Source organism: Paenarthrobacter sp. UW852 (assembly GCF_024608385.1).
Taxonomy (GTDB): domain Bacteria; phylum Actinomycetota; class Actinomycetes; order Actinomycetales; family Micrococcaceae; genus Arthrobacter.
The window spans coordinates 1-19,837 of sequence record NZ_JAMSGY010000005.1 but is presented as its reverse complement, the minus strand read 5'-3'; the positions used below and the strand labels follow the sequence as shown (position 1 = coordinate 19,837).

The window sequence follows — 19,837 nt, the reverse complement described above, 5'->3', positions numbered from 1 at the left end:
AGATCTCTCCGGGGCAGTAACAGCCCTGGAACAGCGTCCGTCTATAGTAAGCATGCTTAGTATGGCTCGGCTAGTCTCGGGCGAGGTGCGGCGCCGACCTATGATGAACTGGACTGGCGCCCAATGCGGGGCGCGGAAATGAGGATCCTTCCGATGTTCGCCGTCCCGGCACCCCCGGTGCGCCACCAACAGCTGCTCGTTACCATTTTCGGGCTCTATGGTCGGAACGCAGGTGATGCCCTGCCGGTGTCCGCGCTGATTTCCATGTTGGGCTCACTCGGCTACGACGCTCCGGGCGTGAGGTCCTCTGTCTCCAGGCTCAAGGCAAAAGGCGTGCTGAAGAGCGTTCGCGAAGGCGGGATTGCCAAATACAAAATCTCGGAGTCGGTCAGCGACGTGTTCCGCGAAGGTGACCGCCGGATCTTCGCCCCTGAGCAGCCTGCGCCGGTGGATACCTGGGTGCTGGCCGTTTTCTCGGTGCCTGAGTCCATGCGGAACCGGCGGCATCAACTGCGTTCAGCGTTGTCTGGCTTGGGCTTCGGCTCGGTGGCCAACGGCGTGTGGATAGCGCCGGCCCACAAACTTGAGCAGGCCAAGGAGCGTCTCACTGCCAATGGTTTGATCGAGTTCGTGGACCTGTTCCGGAGCGACTACGTCTTTGATGGACCCATGCGCCCCAAAATCTCCGAGTGGTGGGACCTCAAGGAACTTGATGAACAGTTCACCGAGTTCCTTGGACTCTATGGGAACGCGGAGCAGCAATGGATTGAGCGCGTGGGCGAGGACCCGAACGTTGCCCTGGCCCAGTCCACAGAGGAGTTGCGGCGTGACGCGTTCCGCTACTACATCCCCATGCTGACTATGTGGCGCCGGTTTCCATACCGGGACCCGAACCTGCCGACGGATTACCTGCCGCCAGAATGGCACGGCCCGGCTGTCCGCAGGACTTTCCAGGCCGTGCATCGCCTGGCCGCGCCCTTGGCTGCCGCCCATGCGCACGAGATCATCGCCGAAGCGCTGGACCCGGCAGCGGCCTGACTATTCGCTGGTTCGCGGTGCGTCGATGAGGCCGAACACCTCTCCTTGTGGACCCCGCACCACGGCCATGCGTCCCAGCGGGCTGTCCGTGACCGGTTCCAGGAGTGTCGCACCCAGTTCCACAGCCCGGGTGGCAGAGCCCTCCACAAAGTCGCTGGCGAACCAGGTCATCCAATGGTTGGGTGTGGTCCCGGAGAGCCCGGTGTCATGGTGGACCCCTGCTACTTCGCGGCCATCCAGGGGCCTCCGGATAGTGGAGTAGACCAAGCCATCCTCCGTAACGTCCTGGTAGCTGACGTCGAAGACTCCGGAGTAGAAAGCGCGGGCCGCTGCGTAGTCGCGGGTATGGAGCTCGTTCCAGCACAGTGCGCCGTGCTCGTTGACCCGCTCCGCGCCGATGTGGTTGCCTGCCTGCCAGACTCCGAACACTGCGCCGGCGCTGTCCACGGCCAAGGCTATGCGGCCGGAGTCCGTGACGTCGAACGGCTGCGCAATCAGCTGTCCACCCGCTGCGCTGATCTTCTTCGCGGTGACGTCAACATCGTCCGATGCGAGGAACGTTGTCCACGTGGTGGGCATGGACGGATCCTGCTTGGGGCCCAGTCCTGCCACGGCACGCCCGCCAACACAGGCCAGGACATAGCCGCCCGCGTCCTGGTCACCGGAGATGAAATCCCAGCCGAACAGGCCAGAATAGAAGGATTTCGCCGCTTTGGGATCATTTGCGCCCAGGTCCACCCACATGGGGGTTGCTGCAGGCCAGCTCGAGATTCGTGTGGACATGGGACTCCTCGCGTAGGGGCTTTTAGGGCGAAGCTGCCTCCCCGTAAGCCCATGCGCCGGGCCTGACGGAGAGGCAGCCACCCATAATGTGCGCGCCGCCGCCGATTCGTGACACCGTTTCGCCGTCCTTTTTTCGGCCTCCAGGGGGCCAATTGCCGGAACCAAAAGCACCCATGACAAAAGGCGGCGGGCAAGCATCAGCTGCTTGCCCGCCGTCGTGCGTAACGGGTTTAGACGGTGCGGGTTGCCTTAGCGAGGTTCTCGCGGAGTTCGTCCGCATTCTGCCGTATGACGTAGGCGGGGCGGTCGCGCTCGACGCGCCAGCTGTCTTCCAGCGGGCCGATGTTGACGGTGTCGAAGCCAAATTCGTCGTAGAGCCTGGTGACAAGTTCTGCGGCTTCGGGGAAGTCGCTGGCGGTCGCCAGGGCGCGGCGGTTCGGCGTCCCGGCGGGTGTGCCGTCAGTGGTGATGTCCTTGGCAAAGATGTGGTTGAAGCCCTTGGCTACCTTGGAGGTGGGGAGGTGCTTCTGGAGGAGGCCTGATGTGGTTGCTTCGCCGTTGTCCAGCTCGGGGATACGGCCGTCGCGCTCCCAGTAGTAGTTGTTCGTGTCGATGACCACCTTGCCCTCAAGCGGCTCCGTGGGGATGCTCTGGTAGTTCTTCAAGGGAACGGTCACGACGGCGAAGTCGCCTGCCGCTGCTGCTTCGGCTGCCGTGGCGGCCCGGGCCCTCGGCCCAAGTTCCGCGACCAGATCGCCCAGCGTCTCGGGGCCCCGCGAGTTGCTGATCACGACGTCGTAGCCCAGTTCCACGGCCTTGCGTGCAACCTGGCTGCCAATGTGTCCTGCACCGATGATTCCAATTGTTGTCATGTAGGTGCCAACAAGATGTTGCAGGCGCGTATTTCCCGCGTTACGCCACATTTCTTAGGTGCCCTATACTAAGTAGTCTTACTATGCATTTCATCGATGACGAGGAGGTTGGCGTGGCCGGGCACTTGGAGATGGTTGAAACGCCCGACGGGGGATATCGGATTCTGATGGTGGACGGCAGTGACGCCCTCATGGGTCTCTCAAAGCGGTTCTCTTCGGTGGATGAGGCGGTGGAAGGCGTGGAGGCCATACGGGAAGTGGCCGGCACTGGGCTGCTGCGGCAAGCCTCTTCTGATCGGTACGCGGTACTGATGCTGGAAGAGCCCGCCATTGATTCGGCGCTCGCGGCGCAAGGTACCCGCACGGCATCGGAAGTGGTGGGTTGTGGCAGCTGAGGTGAAGTCCCAAAAGAAGCGCGCAGTCCTCTTTGATGTGGACGGTACGCTGATCGATTCCAGCTACTTCCATGCAATGGCCTGGTGGCAGGCGTTCAGGCGCGAAGGGCTGGACATCGAAATGTCGGCCATCCACCGCCGCGTAGGCATGGGAGGCGACAAGCTGATCCAGAGCCTGGTCCCGGACTGCACCGACGAAATGCAGGAAGACTTGAAGTCGGCCCACGGTGCCGTATTTTCGACGTTCTGGCCGACGCTCCGGCCCTTCGATTCCGCGCGTGACCTTCTGGCGGCATGCTCCAACGCCGGTCTTGCGGTCGGCTTGGCATCATCGGCGCAGGAACGCGACCTCGACGTGAGCCGCCACCTCCTCGACGCAGGTTCCTCCATCGACGCCTGGACCAGCTCAGATGACGCCGAGGAAAGCAAGCCCGCCCCGGACATCCTGATGGCCTGCCTGGAGAAGCTCGGCGTGGACCCCGAGGATGCCGTCTTTGTTGGCGACGCCGTGTGGGACGTGAAGGCCGGCGCTGCGATCGGGGTGCCGGTGGTCGCCCTGACCTGCGGTGGAATCAGCGAAGCGGAACTGCGGGACGCAGGAGCCTCGGAAGTCTACGACAATCCGCAGCAACTGCTGGAACACTTGGAGACGAGCCTTATTGGGAAGTTGAGCGGCCGGGCCAGTTGAGCAGCCGGGCCAGCTGACCGCCAGAATCACCTGACCGGCAGGGGGCGCCTGGCTCCTTGGGGCGAGGCGCCCCGCCCGGTTACCGGACGTCGTCGTGCTGGATGCCTTTGTCCCGACCGCGGCGGTTGCGCAGCGTCCAGATGATGAGCGCGATGATGATGACGGCGGCTACCCCAGCGAGGACCCACGGAACAACGTCTGTCCGGGTTTGCTGTTGCTGGCCGGTTTCGCTGGTGCCGGGGTTGGCCGGTCCTGTGCCCGCTGGGTTTGGAGCGTCGGACGTTGGCTCCGCCGTGGGGGTTGCGGTGGAAGGGCCGGTTGGGTTGCTCGGCTCGGGTGATGGGCTCTGCGTGGTTGCGGCAACGCTACCCTGAAGGCTCGTGGCCGCGTTCGCGGCTCCCGCGGTGGAGGCGGCGGTGCCGGCGAAAAGGGTCACTGCCAAGGCGGTCATAGCTACTCTGCGAAGCATCTTCTTCTCCTGGGGTAGGGCCTGTTCGTAAATTCTCGCAGTAGTAAGCATACTGATTAAATCGCAGTCCGAGGGGTACCGGGTGTCGCCCGTTCAGGTCCGGGCGACACCCAACACGCGGTCCTAGCGGTTCAACTTGTCGGCATCCGGTTCCGGGTCGCCGATGTGGCCCGGTGCGTTGGCGGCAAGGACGCGCTGCACGAACGCGCTGTACTCCTCCATGTAGTGCCGCAGGAGGCCTGCGGTGCCTTCGTCCTTAACGGAACCGTCGTCGTCGTAAGCGTCCGCGACAAAACGGATGTAAGCCTCCGGTGCGTTCAACTGCGGCGCGTCCAGGAAGCTCAGCACGCTCCGCATCGAGGACTGCATCACCGCAGTGCCGATGCCGCCCGGCGACGCTCCGATGATTCCGGTGGGCTTCCGGGCGAAGGAATTGGTGCCCCACGGGCGGGAGCCCCAGTCGATGGCGTTCTTCAGCGCGCCCGGAATGGAGCGGTTGTACTCCGGCGAGACGAACAGGATGCCGTCCGAGGCCCCGATGGCATCCTTCAACGCCTTGCCGGCGGGCGGAAAGTCGTCGTCGTAGTCGGAGCTGTAGAGGGGGAGGTCCTTGATTTCGATCTCATGGAACTCGAGTTCCGGCGGCGCCACGCTGATCAGCGCCTTGGAGAGGGTCCGGTTGATGGAGGTACTTGAAAGACTTCCTACGAAATAGCCGATTTTGAACGTGTCCATAGCGGCGTTCCTTCCCGACGGCACGGCCGGAACCGGCTCGTCGACGGTGTGGTGGCTGGTTGCCACCAGCTTCCACCGACCCTAGTGGACTTGTGCACATAGCGCAGCCCCCTACTCCCGCCCGGACCCTTGCGGTCATAGACTCATGCCAACTGGTTTCTGGCGAGTTCCGGAGAGGGGTGGCGTTGAAAGCAGGGATTGGGCGCGAGAGGCTCGACGGTGAGCGGCGGGTGGCCGCTACGCCGGAAACGGTCAAGCAGTTGGCGGGCCTTGGACTCGACCTTGAGATCGAGTCAGGCGCCGGCGCTGCCTCCGGCCACAGCGACGACGACTACCGGGCCGCCGGAGCGGCCGTCGTCCAGGCCCTGGACCTTGGGACACTCGACATCTACTGCCACGTGCGCCCCATGGACCCGACGACGGCGGGATCCCTCCAGCGTGGCGCGGTCACCGTGGGACTGGGGTCGCCGTCGTCGGAGTTGCCAACCGTGCGGGCCCTCGCCGCTGGCGGCATCACATCGTTCGCGCTGGAGCTGGTGCCCCGGATTTCGCGGGCCCAGTCCATGGATGCACTGACTTCCCAGGCCCTCGTGGCCGGGTACCGGTGCGTGCTCGAGGCAGCGATGCGTTTGCCCCGGTTCTTCCCGCTCTACATGACGGCGGCCGGAACCATCCCGCCGGCCCGGGTGCTGGTCCTTGGGGCTGGCGTGGCTGGACTGCAGGCAATCGGAACAGCCAAAAGGCTTGGCGCCCGCGTCTCCGCAAATGACATCCGGCCCGCGTCGGCAGACGAAGTAGCGTCCATGGGCGGAACGTTCATCAAGCTTGACCTCGAAACGGCGGAAGCCTCGGGTGGCTACGCCCGGGAACTGAGCGCCGACAGGGGAGCCCTGCAACGGGCACTCCTTGCTCCACACGTTGCCCAGGCCGATGTCCTGATTACTACCGCCGCTGTTCCCGGAAGGCGGGCACCGCTCCTGGTGAGCCGCGAGATGGTCCAGGGCATGCGGCCTGGGTCGGTGGTGATTGACCTGGCGGCAGAGTCCGGCGGCAATGTGGAAGGGAGTATTCCGGGGCAGGATATCCCCGTCCCCACTGGCGACGGCCAGGGCACGGTGACCCTGGTGGGAATCAAGGATCCGGCCTCCGCCATGCCGGCGGACGCCTCGCGCTTGTACGCCAAGAACGTGGCCAACCTTTTGGCGCTCATGACCCGCGAGGGCGTGGTTTCACCCGACTTCTCGGACGAGGTGGTGGCGGGGGCGTGCCTGACGCACGACGGCGCCATCCGGCACGCGCCCACCGCGGAAGCACTTGCAGCACTTTCCCCCGGATCTGAAGGAGCCCTTTGATGGACGGCATGAGCCTGTTGACGATCACGGTCCTGGCTGTCTTTGTGGGCTTCGAGGTTGTTTCCAAAGTCTCCAGCACCCTCCACACACCCCTGATGTCCGGGGCGAACGCCATTCACGGCATCATCCTGGTGGGTGCCATCATCGTCGCCGGGCAGGCTTCTGATCCGTGGGTCCTGGCGGTCGGCCTGCTGGCTGTCGTCCTTGCCACGGCCAACCTGGTGGGTGGGTTCGTGGTGACCGACCGCATGCTGGAGATGTTCCGGGGACGGCAGCGGCCGCCGTCGAGCGCTGATGCCGGGCAAGCCACGGGCAGGGAGGGGCGTCGATGACCCTTCTGAACCCCACGTGGACTGCGCTGCTGTATCTAGCAGCTGCCGCCTGCTTCATCCTTGCCCTGAAGGGGCTGAGTTCGCCCAAGAGCGCGCGCCGCGGCAACCTGATCGGGGCGTTCGGGGCGCTTGTGGCCGTGGTGGCGGTGTTTTTGTCCGTGAAGCTGGACAACATTCCCTGGATCCTGGGGGCGATCGTGGTGGGTGCCGGCGTTGCTGCCCCCGTGGCGCGCAGGGTGCAGATGACCCAGATGCCGCAACTCGTGGCCTTGTTCAACGGTGTGGGCGGTGGTGCGGCGGCCCTGGTTGCCCTGCTGGAACTGCCGCATACGGAGGACGCCTGGGTTCGCTTGGCCATCGTGTTCACCCTGTTGGTGGGTGCTGTGTCCTTCGCGGGTTCGGCCGTCACCTTCGCCAAGCTGCAAGGGCTCATGACCACACGGCCCGTGACATTTCCCGGGCTGCCCGTCCTCATGGCTGTGGTGCTCCTGGCCGCCGTCGCTGCCGGTGTGGTGGTTATCGCCAGCGGCGCGCCCGGCTGGGCTTTGGTGCTGCTGGTCCTCGGGCTCGGGGCAGGCGTCCTCCTGGTGCTGCCGGTGGGAGGCGCTGACGTGCCGATTGTCATCTCGCTCCTGAATGCCTTCACGGGCCTGGCGGTCGCGGCGTCGGGCCTGGTGCTGGGGAACGTCCTCCTGGTCGTTGCCGGAACACTGGTGGGAGCATCCGGCACCATCCTTACCCGCGCCATGGCATCGGCCATGGGACGCAGTGTTGCCGGCATCATGTTCGGTGCCTTCAAGGGTGGCTCCACCGCCGGTTCAACGACAGTGAGCGAACGGCCGGTCCGCTCCTCCAGCGCGGAGGACATCGCAGTGCTGCTCGGCTACGCGCAGCGTGTGATCATCGTTCCCGGTTACGGACTCGCCGTCGCCCAGGGGCAGCACACCGCGGCGGAACTTGCCTTGGCTTTGGAGGCCCGGGGGATCGACGTGGACTTCGCGATCCATCCCGTTGCAGGGCGCATGCCCGGGCATATGAATGTGCTCCTCGCCGAGGCTAACGTTCCCTACGAGTCGCTGAAGGAAATGTCGGACATCAACTCCGAGTTCAAAACCACGGACGTCGCGCTGGTGGTGGGTGCCAACGACGTCGTGAACCCCGCGGCCAAGACCACGTCCGGCTCGCCCATTTATGGAATGCCCATCCTGGAGGTGGCCGACGCCCGGCAGGTTGTGTTCCTGAAACGCTCCATGAGGCCGGGGTTCGCCGGCGTCGAAAATGAGTTGCTCTATGAACCGCAGACCACGTTGCTGTTCGGGGACGCGAAAGACTCGCTGACCAAGGTGTTGGGCGCCGTAAAAGCACTCTGATGAATGCGGACAGCATAAACGCGTCATTTATGCGCCGTTGATGGCACACGTCATGTACAGGAACTGTGTACACCAGGCTAGGAGTCATCGAGTGAAAGACCGTGGGAACGAATCGTTGTTTGGATCACGCCTCGAAACAGCGCGGGGAAAGCGGGTGTCCAACTGGAAACTCCTGGTGGGCCAGGCCGTCCAGATCTGGCGTGGGAACGAGATCGTTGACCAGGGCCAGGTGGAAGCCGTCACTGCTGACGGCAGCGTCCTGTGGCTGACCCAACGGGGAGCGATCGGACGCCGGATGGTCACGAAGGAGCGCGGCACGGGCCTCTGGGTCCAGCTCATGAACTGACCCCAGAGGCTCGCCCTGTGCGCTCGCCGTCGGGTATTCCGGGCCGTCCGTCCGCGCCCTAAGCTGGGGCGTACCAGCCCAAAGCCTTAACTGAGAGGTTGCGACATGACCGTGAAGCTCAACAAGAAGGCCTTCGAGCACGCCAAGGCCCTGATCCGTGATGGCAAGGTGGCCAGGGACACCCGGGACGACTGGAGTGAGCATGCCCCCTCAACCAAGGACGAGAATGCGTTCCTGGACAAGCATGGCCATGCCGAGTACTCCAAGTGGTTCCTCGGCGTCGACGACGAACACCCGGATGACCAGAAGGGCCACTACAAGTTCCCCATCGGAGACTTCACAAAGATCCACCGCTGCGGTGTCATCGCCGCCGAAAGCCGCGCCGGCCAGAACGATTACGATGACATCCGCGATGCCCTGGGAAAATTGCTGGACCGGATCGACAAGGACTAGCCGGCAAGCAACCTGCCCCATGCGGGGTCAAGCAGCGGCGCGCCGGCCAGCCTCAGGGCGTGCCAGAGGGTGACCGCCACGGAATCGAGAACGGGTACTCCGGTGCGGGCCTCCACCTCCGCCGTGATGTTTGCGCCGTAGAGGTTGCCGACCGTCGTTAGCAGCTGTAGCTGCGGGTGCCCTGCTCGCGTGAGGGATTCTTGAGGAGGCTGGCGAGAGCGTCGCCGTGGGTCAACTGCGGGTGGTGCCCGGCGCCCGGAACCACAATCAGCTCGACGTTGGGAAGGGACTTGAGCTGCACGGCCGCATCGGCGGCGAGCGGGTCCTCGCTCCCCGTGATGATCCGGACCTGGCCGCTGAACCGCCCCAGGGCATCCTGGAGTTCGCTGCGCCACTGCTTGGATCCCGTCAGGGCGAGATGTTGGGCCACCCTCGTGGCACTGCTTCGCTTGAGGTCGGCCACGCTGGATCGGAGGGCATCCGTGCTCGCATCCGTGCCGGTCAGTTGCTGTGACAACCTTGCCGGTCCGACGCGTCGCAGGTAGGAACCGACCAGCGGCCGAAGCCTGGACAACGCGGGTGTCGCCGGCTGGAGGAAGAATGGCGCGATCAACGTAAGGGACATGACCTTCGCGGGCACCCGGTCTGCTGCGAGCACTGCTGCAGCGGCACCGATCGAATGGCCGATAAGGTCGACAGGTTCCCCCTCCAGCAGGGCGGGCAGCCACCCTTCCCAGTCCTGAACGCCCGCTCCTCCGCTGAGTCCGAGGCCGGGGAGGTCCACGACGCGCGCCCCGATCTCAGCCGCCACTCCAGCCCACGTGTCTGCGTTGACCGGCAGGCCGGGAAGGGCCAGCCTGTTGGACCCGGCGACGCCCAGTTCGAATGTCCGTATGCCGCCGACGTCCACAAACCGACGGTCCTCGGCCATGATGGCCCCGAACCGACGCGCGGCCAGGTAATCGGCCCACCGTTCCAAGGACAGCAGCACGTCCGGCATCCGGATTCCGTGTTTGTCGGCGAACTCGATTGCTGGCTGCGTTGGATAGCGGTCGGAGGACATGAAGGTTAGCGTCTCGGGATCTGCCTTGGTGATCCGCTCCGGGAGCCGCTTGATGACACCAACCGGCAGCCTTAGCCGTGGGACCTTCGCGTTAAGATGCCGGCCGACATGCGTGAGCAGGTCCGCCAGTGGCGGGGTGGCGTCGTCGAGAATCCAATACGCGTTGCCCGCAGCAGCCGGGTCGACCGCGGCAGCCGTCATGAACGCCGTAAGATAGTCGACCGTAACGACCGGGAGGAACGTCGTTTCGTCTCCTGGCAACGCCGCAACGCTGCCTTCCCAGATCTGTCCGATGGTGGTGGGCAGCCCGATGAGCTGGTCGGATTCCCCAGCCACGCTGTCGCCGATCAGGCTGGACGGGTTGACGATGGTCCAGGGGATTCCGCGTTCCATGGCCAAGGCCTGGAAGATCGCGTCGGATTCCACTTTTGAGGCTTCGTAGGCGCCAAGTTCCTTGTAGGCCGCAGCGCGGTAATCCTCTGACCATGGAATGGTGGTTGGGTCCTGTCCGCCGACGCGGTATCCCGACACATGGACGACGCGCTGCAGTTTGGGGAGATCCGTGGCGAAGTCCATCAGTTTCTCGACGATGCCGACGTTCGCGCTGCGTGCCTCCTTGGCGGTCATTCCGAATCGGTAGGTCCCGGCGCAGTTGTGGATCTCGGTGACGTCCGGGAATGCCGAGGGGCCTCCAGTGACGATCCCGGGGGAATCGAAATCGACGATCGTCGTGTTGATGCTCCGTGTCAGGCCGTGCTCCCGCACCCATCGCTCGACACGGGCACCGGACTCGGCGGTCCGTACAGCCGCCGTGACGTTCGCGCCAGCTTGGGCCAGGGCCAGGACGAGATGCCTGCCAACCAATCCCGAGGCCCCGAAGACCAGGGCGTGGCGGGGGCCTTCAAGTATTGTCATCGGGTCCTCCCAGTGGTCTCGAGGCGCTGGTTGATGAGCTCTGCCACGACATCAGCGGCCGAAGCCAGGGGTTGGGTACTCATCATGGCGCGGGAGACGATCACCGCGCCCTCGATTGTCGACACAATGACCGTCGCCAAGGACCGTGCCTCCTTTGCGTCAATGCCGCTTGCTTCGAGCAGCGCGGACGTCGGTACGATCCACGACTCGAAGGCAGAGGCACATGCCTGCCGCAGCCGCTCGCTCTCAGCGCCCATCTCCAAGGTGACGACGGAGACAGGGCAGCCCAGTTGGAAGTTGCCCTCGCTGACGATCGTCGCCAAAGCCTCAATGGCGGCGCGGGCAGCTTCAGCCGGGCCGCCCGCGGAAGATGCCGCCTCCGCGATCAGGGCCTGGAATTGCGTCGCGGCGAGGTCGACCGCTGCGACTCCCAGGTCCTCCTTCCCGCCGGGGAAGTGGAAATAGACAGACCCCTTGGGCGCGGCGGCGTGTTCGATCACAGCGTTCAGGCCTGTGCCGCTGTAGCCGCTGGTCTGGATGAGCTGCAGCATCGACTCTGTAAGCCGTGCCTTCGTCAGGTTTCCTTTGATAGCCATAGGGAAATAATAGACCGGTCTATATATTTTTTGTAAATCCGCGAAAGCCCAACGCAAAAACCCGGCCCCTCGTGTGAGGGAGCCGGGTTTTGGGTCGAGCTACTTGTAAAGGCTGTGCTGGCCCTAACGGACGGGGTCGGAGCCGAGCCCTGGGTCGAGCGCGGAAGCGGTACCTGCGTTGCGGGCCGCGGCTGCGTCCTTGAGGAGGTCGCGGATTTCGGCGAGGAGTGCCGTATCGGCGGGGAGCGGCTCTTCCTCGGGTTCCTCGGTGGAGAGGCGGTCCTTGACCAGGGAGTTGATCTTGTTCATGGGCGCCACGAAGATGAAGTAGACCACGGCAGCGGTGATGACGAACGTGACCAGGGCGGTCAGGACGGCCCCGAAATCGACGAACGTGGCGGGGTTGTTTTCCCAGATCTTGAAGCCCAGGCCTTCGGCGTTCATGCCACCGGCCGCGGCGATGACCGGGTTGATGATGTGGGTGGTGAAGGCCCCGACGAGTGCGGTGAAAGCACTGCCGATCACCACGGCGATGGCCAGTTCAATCACGTTGCCGCGAAGGATGAAGTCTTTGAAACCCTTAAACATGGAGTGTCCTCAGCTCGGTGCGGATGTCTGCCTCAGCAGTGAACAAACTACCATCCCCATGTTTCAACCCGGTGTAACGGGGTAGGGGAGTGCCTCACGCGCACTACCCTGCCCCGTCATGACCTCAGCCAAACAGCGACCGGGTGTGGTCGTTCAGGAACATTCCGCGGGGATCGAATTCGCGGCGGACCTGGAGGAAAGTGTAGAGCTCCGGGTAGAGGCGCTCCAGCCGGCTGCGGGTCATGAAGTGGATCTTCCCCCAGTGTGCCCGGGGCTCGAATACCTGCAGCACGCGGCGTTGGTGCGCCGCTTGCTGGGCCCGGTTTTTGATTATGAGCAGAGCCAGGACGGCGATCTGATCCTGACCCTGCGGACATATTTGGACTCCCAGCGTTCCTGGCAAAAGACGGCGGCGACGCTGTTCGCGCACCGGCAGACCATCATCTACCGGATCCGGAAAATCGGTGAGTTGACGGGGCTGGACATGGGCGAAACGTCCACGGTTGCGCAGTTGTGGTTCGCGCTCCAGCCCCATGAGGCCATGCATCAGTAGGCCAAGCTGCCTTGCGGAACGACAAAGTGACCCGCTATGGTGTGAAGCGTGTCACTCACGTGATGCAACGCTTTTGATCTGCGGCGGGAGAGTCCTGCCGGTACATCCAGTCAGGCGCCGTAGGAGCAAATCCTCCCCAGGAATCTCTCAGGCCCATGTACCGCCGCGGTTAGGCAACTCTGGAAAGCAGTCCGGGAAACCGGGCTCACCGACGGTGCAAGCAGGCAACCATTCCTGCGGAATCTCTCAGGTCCAATACAGAGCGGGGAGGAACCCACATCATCGTGGCGCTCAGCAGGCGCCTGAATCATGGAGTTCCTCTTGACTGTTCAATCAACCCCCACCGCGTTCGCGGACCGGCATATCGGCGCCCGCCGCCAGGCCGATGTTGACACCATGCTCAAGGCCATCGGCTATGACTCTGTCGACGGCCTGGTGGACGTTGCTGTCCCAGATTCCATCCGCCAGGACACTGCGCTGAAGTTGCAGGACGCCCTCACCGAGGTGCAGGTCCTCACTGAGCTGCGCAAGCTGGCTTCCAAGAACAAAACCGCCGTGCAGATGATCGGCCAGGGCTACTACGACACCGTGACCCCGCCCGTCATCCGCCGCAACATCCTCGAATCCCCGGCTTGGTACACGGCCTACACCCCGTACCAGCCGGAAATTTCCCAGGGCCGCCTCGAAGCGCTGCTCAACTTCCAGACCATGGTCCAGGACCTCACGGGACTTCCCGTGGCCAACGCCTCGCTGCTGGACGAAGCTACCGCCGTTGCCGAGGCAGTGCTGCTGATGCGCCGGGCGAACAAGGCTGTGAGGGACGGCAAGACCGTCCTGGACGCCGACCTCCTCCCGCAGACCATCGCAATCGTGAAGGGCCGTGCCGAGGCGCTGGGCTTTGAGGTCGAGATCGCGGACCTCTCGGCCGGCCTGCCCGACGGCGACATCAACGGTATCGTCCTGCAGCAGCCGGGCGTTTCGGGCCGCGTTTTCAACCATGCCCCGGTGATCGCCGAAGCCAAGGAACGTGGCGCCTTGGTCACTGTCGCGGCCGACCTGCTGGCGCTCACCCTCATCACGCCCCCGGGCGAGCAAGGTGCCGATGTCGCCGTCGGAACCGCGCAGCGTTTCGGTGTCCCGCTGTTCTTCGGCGGCCCGCACGCCGCGTACATGGCCGTCCGCGAAGGCATGGAGCGCACGCTCCCGGGCCGCATCGTCGGCGTCTCCAAAGACAATGCGGGCGTTCCGGCCTACCGCCTGGCCCTCCAGACCCGCGAGCAGCACATCCGCCGCGAAAAGGCCACGTCCAACATCTGTACAGCCCAGGCATTGCTGGCCATCGTGGCCTCGATGTACGCCGTCTACCACGGCCCGGAAGGCCTGAAGTCGATCGCCGAAACCGTTCACGGTCACGCACGCACGCTGGCGACGGCTCTGCAGGCGGCCGGCCGCGAGCTCGTGACCGAGGCGTTCTTCGACACACTCACCGTCCGCGTCCCCGGCAAGGCTGACAAAGTCATCGCCGCCGCCGAAGCCCGCGGCATCAACCTGCGGTTCATCGACGCCGACACCGTGGGCGTCTCCATTGATGAAACCACGACGCCGGAGGTCCTCTCCGCCGTTGCCGTCGCCTTTGGTGCCGGTCCGGTGAAGGACGCGGCCGGATTCGAGTTGCCTTCTGACGTGGTCCGGACAAGCGACTTCCTGCAGCATCCGGTGTTCAACACGCACCGTTCCGAGACGCAGCTGTTGCGCTATATCCGCAAGCTGTCCGACCGGGACCTCGCGCTGGACCGCACCATGATCCCGCTGGGTTCGTGCACCATGAAGCTCAACGCGACCGCTGAGATGGAAGCCATCTCCTGGCCGGAGTTCGCCTCCATCCACCCGTTCGCACCGGACCACCAGACGGCGGGTTGGCGTGAACTGATCGAGGACCTGGAAGCGGACCTGACCGAGATCACCGGCTACGACCAGGTCTCCATCCAGCCGAACGCCGGTTCCCAGGGAGAGCTCGCCGGGCTCCTGGCAATCCGCGGCTACCACCTCTCCCGGGGTGACGAGCAGCGCACTGTCTGCCTGATTCCCGCTTCCGCGCACGGCACCAACGCTGCCTCCGCAGTGCTGGCCGGCATGAAAGTGGTTGTGGTGGCGACGGCTGCTGACGGGACGATCGACCACGCGGACCTGACCGCCAAGATCGAAGCCAACAAGGACGTGCTGTCCTGCATCATGATCACCTACCCGTCCACGCACGGTGTGTACGACGCCGACGTCGTTGAGGTGTGCGACGCCGTCCACCAGGCTGGCGGCCAGGTGTACGTCGATGGCGCGAACTTGAACGCGCTGGTTGGTTTGGCGCAGCCGGGCAAGTTTGGCGGCGACGTGTCCCACCTGAACCTGCACAAGACGTTCTGCATCCCGCACGGCGGCGGCGGTCCCGGTGTTGGACCCGTTGCAGCAAAAGCCCACTTGGCTCCGTTCATGCCGGGCGATGCCAACAAGGCAGCCCACGAACCGGGTCATGGCGTGGCGATTTCCGCTTCGCGCTACGGATCCGCTGGTGTGCTGCCGATCTCCTGGGCTTACGTGAAGCTCATGGGTGGGCACGGCCTCACTGAAGCCACCAAGTCGGCGCTGCTGGCCGCGAACTACGTCGCTTCCCGGCTGGATGAGCACTTCCCGGTCCTCTACACCGGAGAGGGCGGACTGGTGGCGCACGAGTGCATCCTGGACCTGCGCGAGCTGACGGCCCGCACCGGAGTCACGGCTGAAGATGTGGCCAAGCGCCTCATTGACTTCGGCTTCCACGCCCCCACCCTCGCCTTCCCGGTTGCTGGGACGCTGATGGTGGAGCCCACCGAATCCGAAGACCTTGCCGAAATCGATCGTTTCATCGAAGCCATGATCACTATCCGTGCCGAGATCGAGCAGGTGGCCAGCGGTGATTTCACTGTCGAGGAGTCGCCGCTGCGCAACGCGCCGCACACCGCTGCCGCCGTCGTAAATTCCGACTGGGACCGCCAGTATCCGCGCGAGCAGGCCGCCTTCCCCGTCCACCACCTGAAGCAGGACAAGTACTTCTCGCCAGTGGGCCGCATCGACGGCGCAGCCGGCGACCGCAATCTGGTGTGCTCCTGCCCTCCGATCGAATCATTCGAGAACTAAAGGATCCCGATCATGACTGAGAACTACACGGCTCTGTACGAGCAACACAAAAAGGCGGGCGCCTCCTTCACCGACTTCGGTGGCTGGCAGATGCCGCTGAAATACGATTCCGAGCTCGCCGAGCACCACGCAGTCCGCAACGCCGCTGGCCTGTTCGACCTCTCTCACATGGGCGAAGTCTGGGTCACCGGGCCGGAGGCTGCAGCGTTCCTGGACTACGCGCTGGTGGGCAAGTTGTCCGCGATCGCAGTGGGAAAGGCCAAGTATTCGCTCATCTGCGACACCGACGGCGGCATCATCGACGACCTCATCACGTACCGGCGCCCCTCGCCCGAAGAAGGCGTGGACCGGTACCTGGTGGTTCCCAATGCGGGCAACGCCAAGATCGTCGCGCAGGCACTTCGCGAACGTGCAGCCGGATTTGACGTTTCCGTGGAGGATGCGTCTGCCGAAACCTCACTGATCGCCGTGCAGGGACCCAACTCCGAGGGCATTCTGCTGGAGCTGGTCCCCGCCGAACAGCACGCGCTGGTCACCGAGCTGAAGTACTACGCAGCCGTTGACGTGAGCATCAACGGGCAGGACCTGCTGCTGGCACGCACCGGGTACACCGGCGAAGACGGCTTCGAGATCTATGTCCCGAACGTCGACGCTTCCGTACTGTGGGAAGCCCTTCTTGAAGCCGGTGAAGGCCAGGGACTCATCCCGGCAGGGCTCGCCGCCCGCGACTCCCTGCGCCTCGAAGCCGGAATGCCCCTCTACGGGAACGAGCTCTCCCGTCACATGAATCCCTACGCCGCCGGACTGGGACCCGTGGTTTCCCTGGCCAAGGAGGGTGATTTCGTGGGCAAGGAAGCGCTCGCCGCGATCAAGGCTGCGGGTGTCGAAGCCACTCTCGGCCAGAAGCTCGTGGGGCTCAAGGGAGCCGGCCGTCGTGCCGCCCGTGGGCACTACTCGGTACTCAAGGACGGTTCCCTGATCGGTGAGGTGACCTCCGGGCAGCCCAGCCCGACGCTCGGTTACCCGGTCGCGTTGGCGTATGTCGACGTCGAACATTCCGTCGTTGGCACTGTGGTGGACGTCGACCTGCGCGGTAAGGCCGAGCCGTTTGAAGTCGTGCAGCTGCCGTTCTACAAGCGCACCAAGTAGCCCGGATCTTCGGGACCGCCGACCTCTGCATGCTCGGTCGCACGGGTGCCCGCTGGGCGGACGCGACGCTCCCTTGGACGCATGCTGCCGGTCGCCGGACCCGAACCGTTGTGGATGGTGGCGCTGTTTGAACCCCTAAGCGCTGGTTGATGTGTCAACCTGCCGCGAGTGATCTTGAAAGTTTCAGTTAGTGAGAGAAGGAATCTTATGAGCAAAGTAGTTGCTGAATTGAAATACTCGGCTGAGCACGAGTGGGTTGCCGCCGATGGTGGCGGGCCGGTAGGCATTGGGATCTCCGCCGTTGCTGCGGACGCCCTGGGCGACATCGTCTACGTTGACCTGCCCGAGGTCGGTTCCACTGTGACCGCAGGCGAAACCTGTGGCGAGGTCGAGTCCACCAAGTCGGTCTCCGACCTGTACTCGCCCGTCACCGGCGAGGTCACCGAAATCAACGACGCCGTTGTTTCCGACCCCGCCCTCATCAACAACGATCCCTACGGTGCAGGTTGGCTGTTCAAGGTGGCCGCCACCGAGGAAGGGCCGCTTATGTCGGCCGAGGAATACGCTGCAACGAACGGTGGAGAACTATGAACCCTGTAACTGTCACTGAATACCAGCAGGTTGTATCGGCGTCGTTGGATGCCCAGCTGTCCGAGCTGGACCCTGAGATTGCGGCAAAGATCGACGACGAACTGGGTCGCCAGCGCGACGGCCTGGAAATGATCGCCTCCGAGAACCACACGGCTGTGGCCGTGATGCAGGCGCAAGGCTCGGTGCTGACCAACAAATACGCCGAGGGCTACCCGGGCAAGCGCTACTACGGTGGCTGCGAGCACGTCGACGTGATCGAGCAGCTCGCGATCGACCGCATCAAGTCACTGTTCGGCGCCGAGTACGCGAACGTTCAGCCCCACTCCGGCGCGCAGGCCAACGCTTCGGTGATGCACGCGCTCATCAAGCCGGGCGACACGATCATGGGCCTGAACCTCGCTCACGGTGGCCACCTGACGCACGGCATGCGCATCAACTTCTCCGGCAAGCTCTACAACGTGGTCCCCTACGGCGTCCGCGAGGACACCCACACGGTGGACATGGCCGAGGTGGAACGCCTGGCCCAGGAGCACAAGCCGGCACTGATCGTAGCTGGCTGGTCCGCATATGCGCGGCAGCTGGACTTCGCTGAATTCCGCCGGATCGCTGATTCCGTCGGGGCGTACCTGATGGTGGACATGGCCCACTTCGCTGGCCTGGTAGCCGCGGGGCTGCACCCCTCGCCCGTTCCGCACGCCCACGTCACCACCTCCACCACGCACAAGACCCTCGCCGGTCCGCGCGGCGGAATCATCCTGTCCAACGACGCCGACATCGCCAAGAAGATCAACTCTGCCGTGTTCCCGGGCCAGCAGGGCGGGCCGCTGGAGCACGTCATCGCGGGCAAGGCTGTTGCGTTCAAGATCGCTGCCTCGGAGGAATTCCGTGAGCGCCAGGAACGCGTTCTGGCTGGTTCCCGGATCCTCGCCGAGCGCCTGGTCCAGGACGACGTTGCCGCCAAGGGCATCTCCGTGGTGTCCGGCGGAACCGATGTGCACCTGGTGTTGGTGGACCTGCGCAACTGCGAGCTCGATGGCCAGCAGGCCGAAGACCGCCTCGCCGCGATCGACATCACCGTCAACCGCAACGCAGTTCCCTTCGACCCGCGCCCGCCCATGGTCACCTCCGGACTGCGGATCGGCACCCCTGCGCTGGCAACGCGCGGATTCGGGGAAGCAGCGTTCCGGGAAGTTGCGGACATCATCGCCGAAGCCCTTATGGCCGACGCCGACACCGACCTTTCGGGGTTGCGTCACCGCGTCGATGTCCTCGCGAAGGCGCACCCGCTGTACCCGGGCACGGCGAACCTGGGCTAGCGCCCATTTCGTGGTCTCGCTGCGTTGGCCATTGGGGCCAGGTTCAGGGCGCGAGTGTTGGGCAGGGCTAACGCACATTGATCTCCCGGGTGTGGCATTTGCTGGGAACGAATGCCACACATCACTACCGGGTTTGGGGGTTCGCACTGGGACCTCCACGGGGGGCCGGGCCGGCCTTGGCTCGGGATTTGGTCCGGCCCCCACCTTGTTGTTTGTTTTCTTCTCCTCCCTGAAAGGGATCACGGCTATGGCTGTTGGTGTTTTCGATTTGTTCTCCGTGGGTATTGGCCCGTCGAGTTCGCATACGGTGGGCCCGATGCGTGCCGGGGCGGTGTTTGCGCAGGAGTTGAAGGACGCTGGTGTCCTTGATTCGGTGGCGTCCTTGCGGGTGGACCTGTATGGGTCGTTGGCGGCGACGGGTCGTGGGCATGGGACGTTCACTGCGACCCTGCTTGGCTTGGAGGGCTACGAGCCGGAGTTGATCCTTCCCGATGAGGTGGAGGAACGGTTGGCGTCGATTGCGGAGACGGGGAAGCTGAACCTGGCTGGTGGTGTGCTGCTGGATTATGCGGTGGAGGACATGGTTTTGCATCCGTTGACGGTGTTGCCGCGGCATACGAACGGGATGAAGTTCGCTGTCTCCGATGCCGAGGGGAATGTTCTCAAAGAGGCGACGTTCTTCTCGGTCGGTGGCGGGTTCATTGTCCGGGAGGGTGAGGAGTCCGCGGCGCAGGCGGAGTTGGAGGAGTCGAAGAAGGAGTTGCCGTTGCCGTTCCGGACGGCGGCGGAGTTGTTGGGCCGGTGCGCGTCCAAGGGTTTGGGGATCAGCGACATCATGTTCATCAATGAGCGGGCGTCCCGGTCCGAGGAGGAGATCCGGGAGGGTCTGCTGCATATTTGGGCTGTGATGGAGGCTTGTGTTGAAACCAGTTTGCAGCGTGAGGGTGTGTTGCCGGGTGGGTTGAAGGTCCGTCGTCGTGCGCCGGATTGGTTGGAGCGGCTCCTGAAGGAGGACAAGGACCGGAACGATCCGAAGTACTGGCAGGAGTGGGTGAACCTGATCGC

At 64.3% G+C, this 19,837-nt stretch carries 21 protein-coding genes, 1 pseudogene and 1 riboswitch; of the genes and pseudogenes, 14 read left to right on the top strand and 8 right to left on the bottom strand.

All coding sequences use genetic code 11. The annotated features are described in order from the left end of the window. Positions 1 to 138: 138 nt before the first annotated feature. Positions 139 to 1,038, top strand: coding sequence for a PaaX family transcriptional regulator C-terminal domain-containing protein (locus NEK97_RS10085; protein WP_257369768.1), 900 nt, complete (start codon positions 139 to 141; stop codon positions 1,036 to 1,038). Here NEK97_RS10085 and NEK97_RS10080 read toward each other — a convergent pair whose 3' ends face one another. Both NEK97_RS10080 and NEK97_RS10075 read right to left on the bottom strand, forming a co-directional pair. Beyond that, positions 1,039 to 1,821, bottom strand: a complete 783-nt coding sequence (locus NEK97_RS10080) for a VOC family protein (protein ID WP_257369767.1) — start codon at positions 1,819 to 1,821, stop codon at positions 1,039 to 1,041. A gap of 230 nt (positions 1,822 to 2,051) precedes the next feature. Continuing rightward, positions 2,052 to 2,693: an NADPH-dependent F420 reductase gene (locus NEK97_RS10075; RefSeq protein WP_257369765.1), complete on the bottom strand. Its 642-nt coding sequence runs from the start codon at positions 2,691 to 2,693 to the stop codon at positions 2,052 to 2,054. An 83-nt stretch (positions 2,694 to 2,776) separates the two neighbouring features. Between NEK97_RS10075 and NEK97_RS10070 the strand changes: the two genes are divergently transcribed. Beyond that, a complete protein-coding gene (locus tag NEK97_RS10070; RefSeq protein ID WP_257369764.1) occupies positions 2,777 to 3,088 on the top strand; it encodes a hypothetical protein in 312 nt (103 codons plus the stop codon). Continuing rightward, positions 3,078 to 3,776: an HAD family hydrolase gene (locus NEK97_RS10065; RefSeq protein ID WP_257369763.1), complete on the top strand. Its 699-nt coding sequence runs from the start codon at positions 3,078 to 3,080 to the stop codon at positions 3,774 to 3,776. Before NEK97_RS10070 ends, NEK97_RS10065 begins: the two co-directional genes overlap by 11 nt. Positions 3,777 to 3,855: 79 nt before the next feature. Here the strand turns inward: NEK97_RS10065 and NEK97_RS10060 are convergent, their stop codons facing one another. Together NEK97_RS10060 and NEK97_RS10055 are read right to left on the bottom strand one after the other, a co-directional pair. Continuing rightward, positions 3,856 to 4,245, bottom strand: a complete 390-nt coding sequence (locus tag NEK97_RS10060) for a hypothetical protein (protein WP_257369761.1) — start codon at positions 4,243 to 4,245, stop codon at positions 3,856 to 3,858. A 123-nt stretch (positions 4,246 to 4,368) separates the two neighbouring features. Continuing rightward, on the bottom strand, positions 4,369 to 4,980 hold the full coding sequence (locus NEK97_RS10055; RefSeq protein ID WP_257369760.1) for an NADPH-dependent FMN reductase: 612 nt from the start codon (positions 4,978 to 4,980) through the stop codon (positions 4,369 to 4,371). Positions 4,981 to 5,165: 185 nt separating this feature from the next. Between NEK97_RS10055 and NEK97_RS10050 the strand changes: the two genes are divergently transcribed. The 5 genes from NEK97_RS10050 (at position 5,166) to NEK97_RS10030 (ending at position 8,833) form a co-directional block, all read left to right on the top strand. Beyond that, entirely contained in the window at positions 5,166 to 6,332 is a 1,167-nt protein-coding gene (locus tag NEK97_RS10050; protein ID WP_257369758.1) for a Re/Si-specific NAD(P)(+) transhydrogenase subunit alpha, read from the top strand. Beyond that, positions 6,332 to 6,664, top strand: coding sequence for an NAD(P) transhydrogenase subunit alpha (locus NEK97_RS10045; RefSeq protein WP_257369756.1), 333 nt, complete (start codon positions 6,332 to 6,334; stop codon positions 6,662 to 6,664). Before NEK97_RS10050 ends, NEK97_RS10045 begins: the two co-directional genes overlap by 1 nt. Beyond that, a complete protein-coding gene (locus NEK97_RS10040; RefSeq protein ID WP_257369754.1) occupies positions 6,661 to 8,034 on the top strand; it encodes an NAD(P)(+) transhydrogenase (Re/Si-specific) subunit beta in 1,374 nt (457 codons plus the stop codon). The genes NEK97_RS10045 and NEK97_RS10040 overlap by 4 nt, the downstream gene beginning before the upstream one ends. Positions 8,035 to 8,125: 91 nt before the next feature. Beyond that, entirely contained in the window at positions 8,126 to 8,380 is a 255-nt protein-coding gene (locus NEK97_RS10035; RefSeq protein ID WP_257369753.1) for a hypothetical protein, read from the top strand. A 105-nt stretch (positions 8,381 to 8,485) separates the two neighbouring features. Continuing rightward, positions 8,486 to 8,833, top strand: coding sequence for a hypothetical protein (locus tag NEK97_RS10030; RefSeq protein WP_257369751.1), 348 nt, complete (start codon positions 8,486 to 8,488; stop codon positions 8,831 to 8,833). A gap of 157 nt (positions 8,834 to 8,990) precedes the next feature. Here the strand turns inward: NEK97_RS10030 and NEK97_RS10025 are convergent, their stop codons facing one another. From NEK97_RS10025 to NEK97_RS10010, 4 genes are all read right to left on the bottom strand, one after another. After that, positions 8,991 to 10,811 carry an alpha/beta fold hydrolase gene (locus tag NEK97_RS10025; protein ID WP_257369749.1) on the bottom strand — a complete coding sequence of 607 codons (1,821 nt, stop codon included), beginning with the start codon at positions 10,809 to 10,811 and terminating at the stop codon, positions 8,991 to 8,993. Continuing rightward, entirely contained in the window at positions 10,808 to 11,407 is a 600-nt protein-coding gene (locus NEK97_RS10020; protein ID WP_257369747.1) for a TetR/AcrR family transcriptional regulator, read from the bottom strand. Before NEK97_RS10020 ends, NEK97_RS10025 begins: the two co-directional genes overlap by 4 nt. 123 nt (positions 11,408 to 11,530) lie before the next feature. Continuing rightward, positions 11,531 to 11,995, bottom strand: coding sequence for a large conductance mechanosensitive channel protein MscL (gene mscL / locus NEK97_RS10015; protein ID WP_235518457.1), 465 nt, complete (start codon positions 11,993 to 11,995; stop codon positions 11,531 to 11,533). A 124-nt stretch (positions 11,996 to 12,119) separates the two neighbouring features. Further along, positions 12,120 to 12,239 (bottom strand): D-arabinono-1,4-lactone oxidase, encoded by a 120-nt coding sequence (locus NEK97_RS10010; protein ID WP_257369743.1) that lies wholly within the window; start codon positions 12,237 to 12,239, stop codon positions 12,120 to 12,122. Positions 12,240 to 12,287: 48 nt separating this feature from the next. Here NEK97_RS10010 and NEK97_RS10005 point away from each other — a divergent pair. From NEK97_RS10005 to NEK97_RS09980, 6 genes and pseudogenes are all read left to right on the top strand, one after another. After that, positions 12,288 to 12,548: pseudogene (locus tag NEK97_RS10005) on the top strand (helix-turn-helix domain-containing protein); the annotation flags it as partial. Positions 12,549 to 12,622: 74 nt separating this feature from the next. Further along, positions 12,623 to 12,721, top strand: a riboswitch (glycine riboswitch). A 148-nt stretch (positions 12,722 to 12,869) separates the two neighbouring features. Next, complete coding sequence (gene gcvP, locus NEK97_RS10000) at positions 12,870 to 15,716, top strand: aminomethyl-transferring glycine dehydrogenase (RefSeq protein WP_257369740.1); 2,847 nt, start codon at positions 12,870 to 12,872, stop codon at positions 15,714 to 15,716. Positions 15,717 to 15,728: 12 nt separating this feature from the next. Continuing rightward, positions 15,729 to 16,865, top strand: a complete 1,137-nt coding sequence (gene gcvT, locus NEK97_RS09995) for a glycine cleavage system aminomethyltransferase GcvT (RefSeq protein WP_257369738.1) — start codon at positions 15,729 to 15,731, stop codon at positions 16,863 to 16,865. 207 nt (positions 16,866 to 17,072) lie between these two features. Beyond that, positions 17,073 to 17,456 (top strand): glycine cleavage system protein GcvH, encoded by a 384-nt coding sequence (gene gcvH / locus NEK97_RS09990; protein ID WP_211711111.1) that lies wholly within the window; start codon positions 17,073 to 17,075, stop codon positions 17,454 to 17,456. After that, positions 17,453 to 18,772 carry a serine hydroxymethyltransferase gene (gene glyA / locus NEK97_RS09985; RefSeq protein WP_257369735.1) on the top strand — a complete coding sequence of 440 codons (1,320 nt, stop codon included), beginning with the start codon at positions 17,453 to 17,455 and terminating at the stop codon, positions 18,770 to 18,772. The genes gcvH and glyA overlap by 4 nt, the downstream gene beginning before the upstream one ends. A 247-nt stretch (positions 18,773 to 19,019) precedes the next feature. Beyond that, positions 19,020 to 19,837: serine dehydratase beta chain (locus NEK97_RS09980; RefSeq protein ID WP_257369734.1), on the top strand; the 818-nt coding region annotated here is incomplete at its 3' end.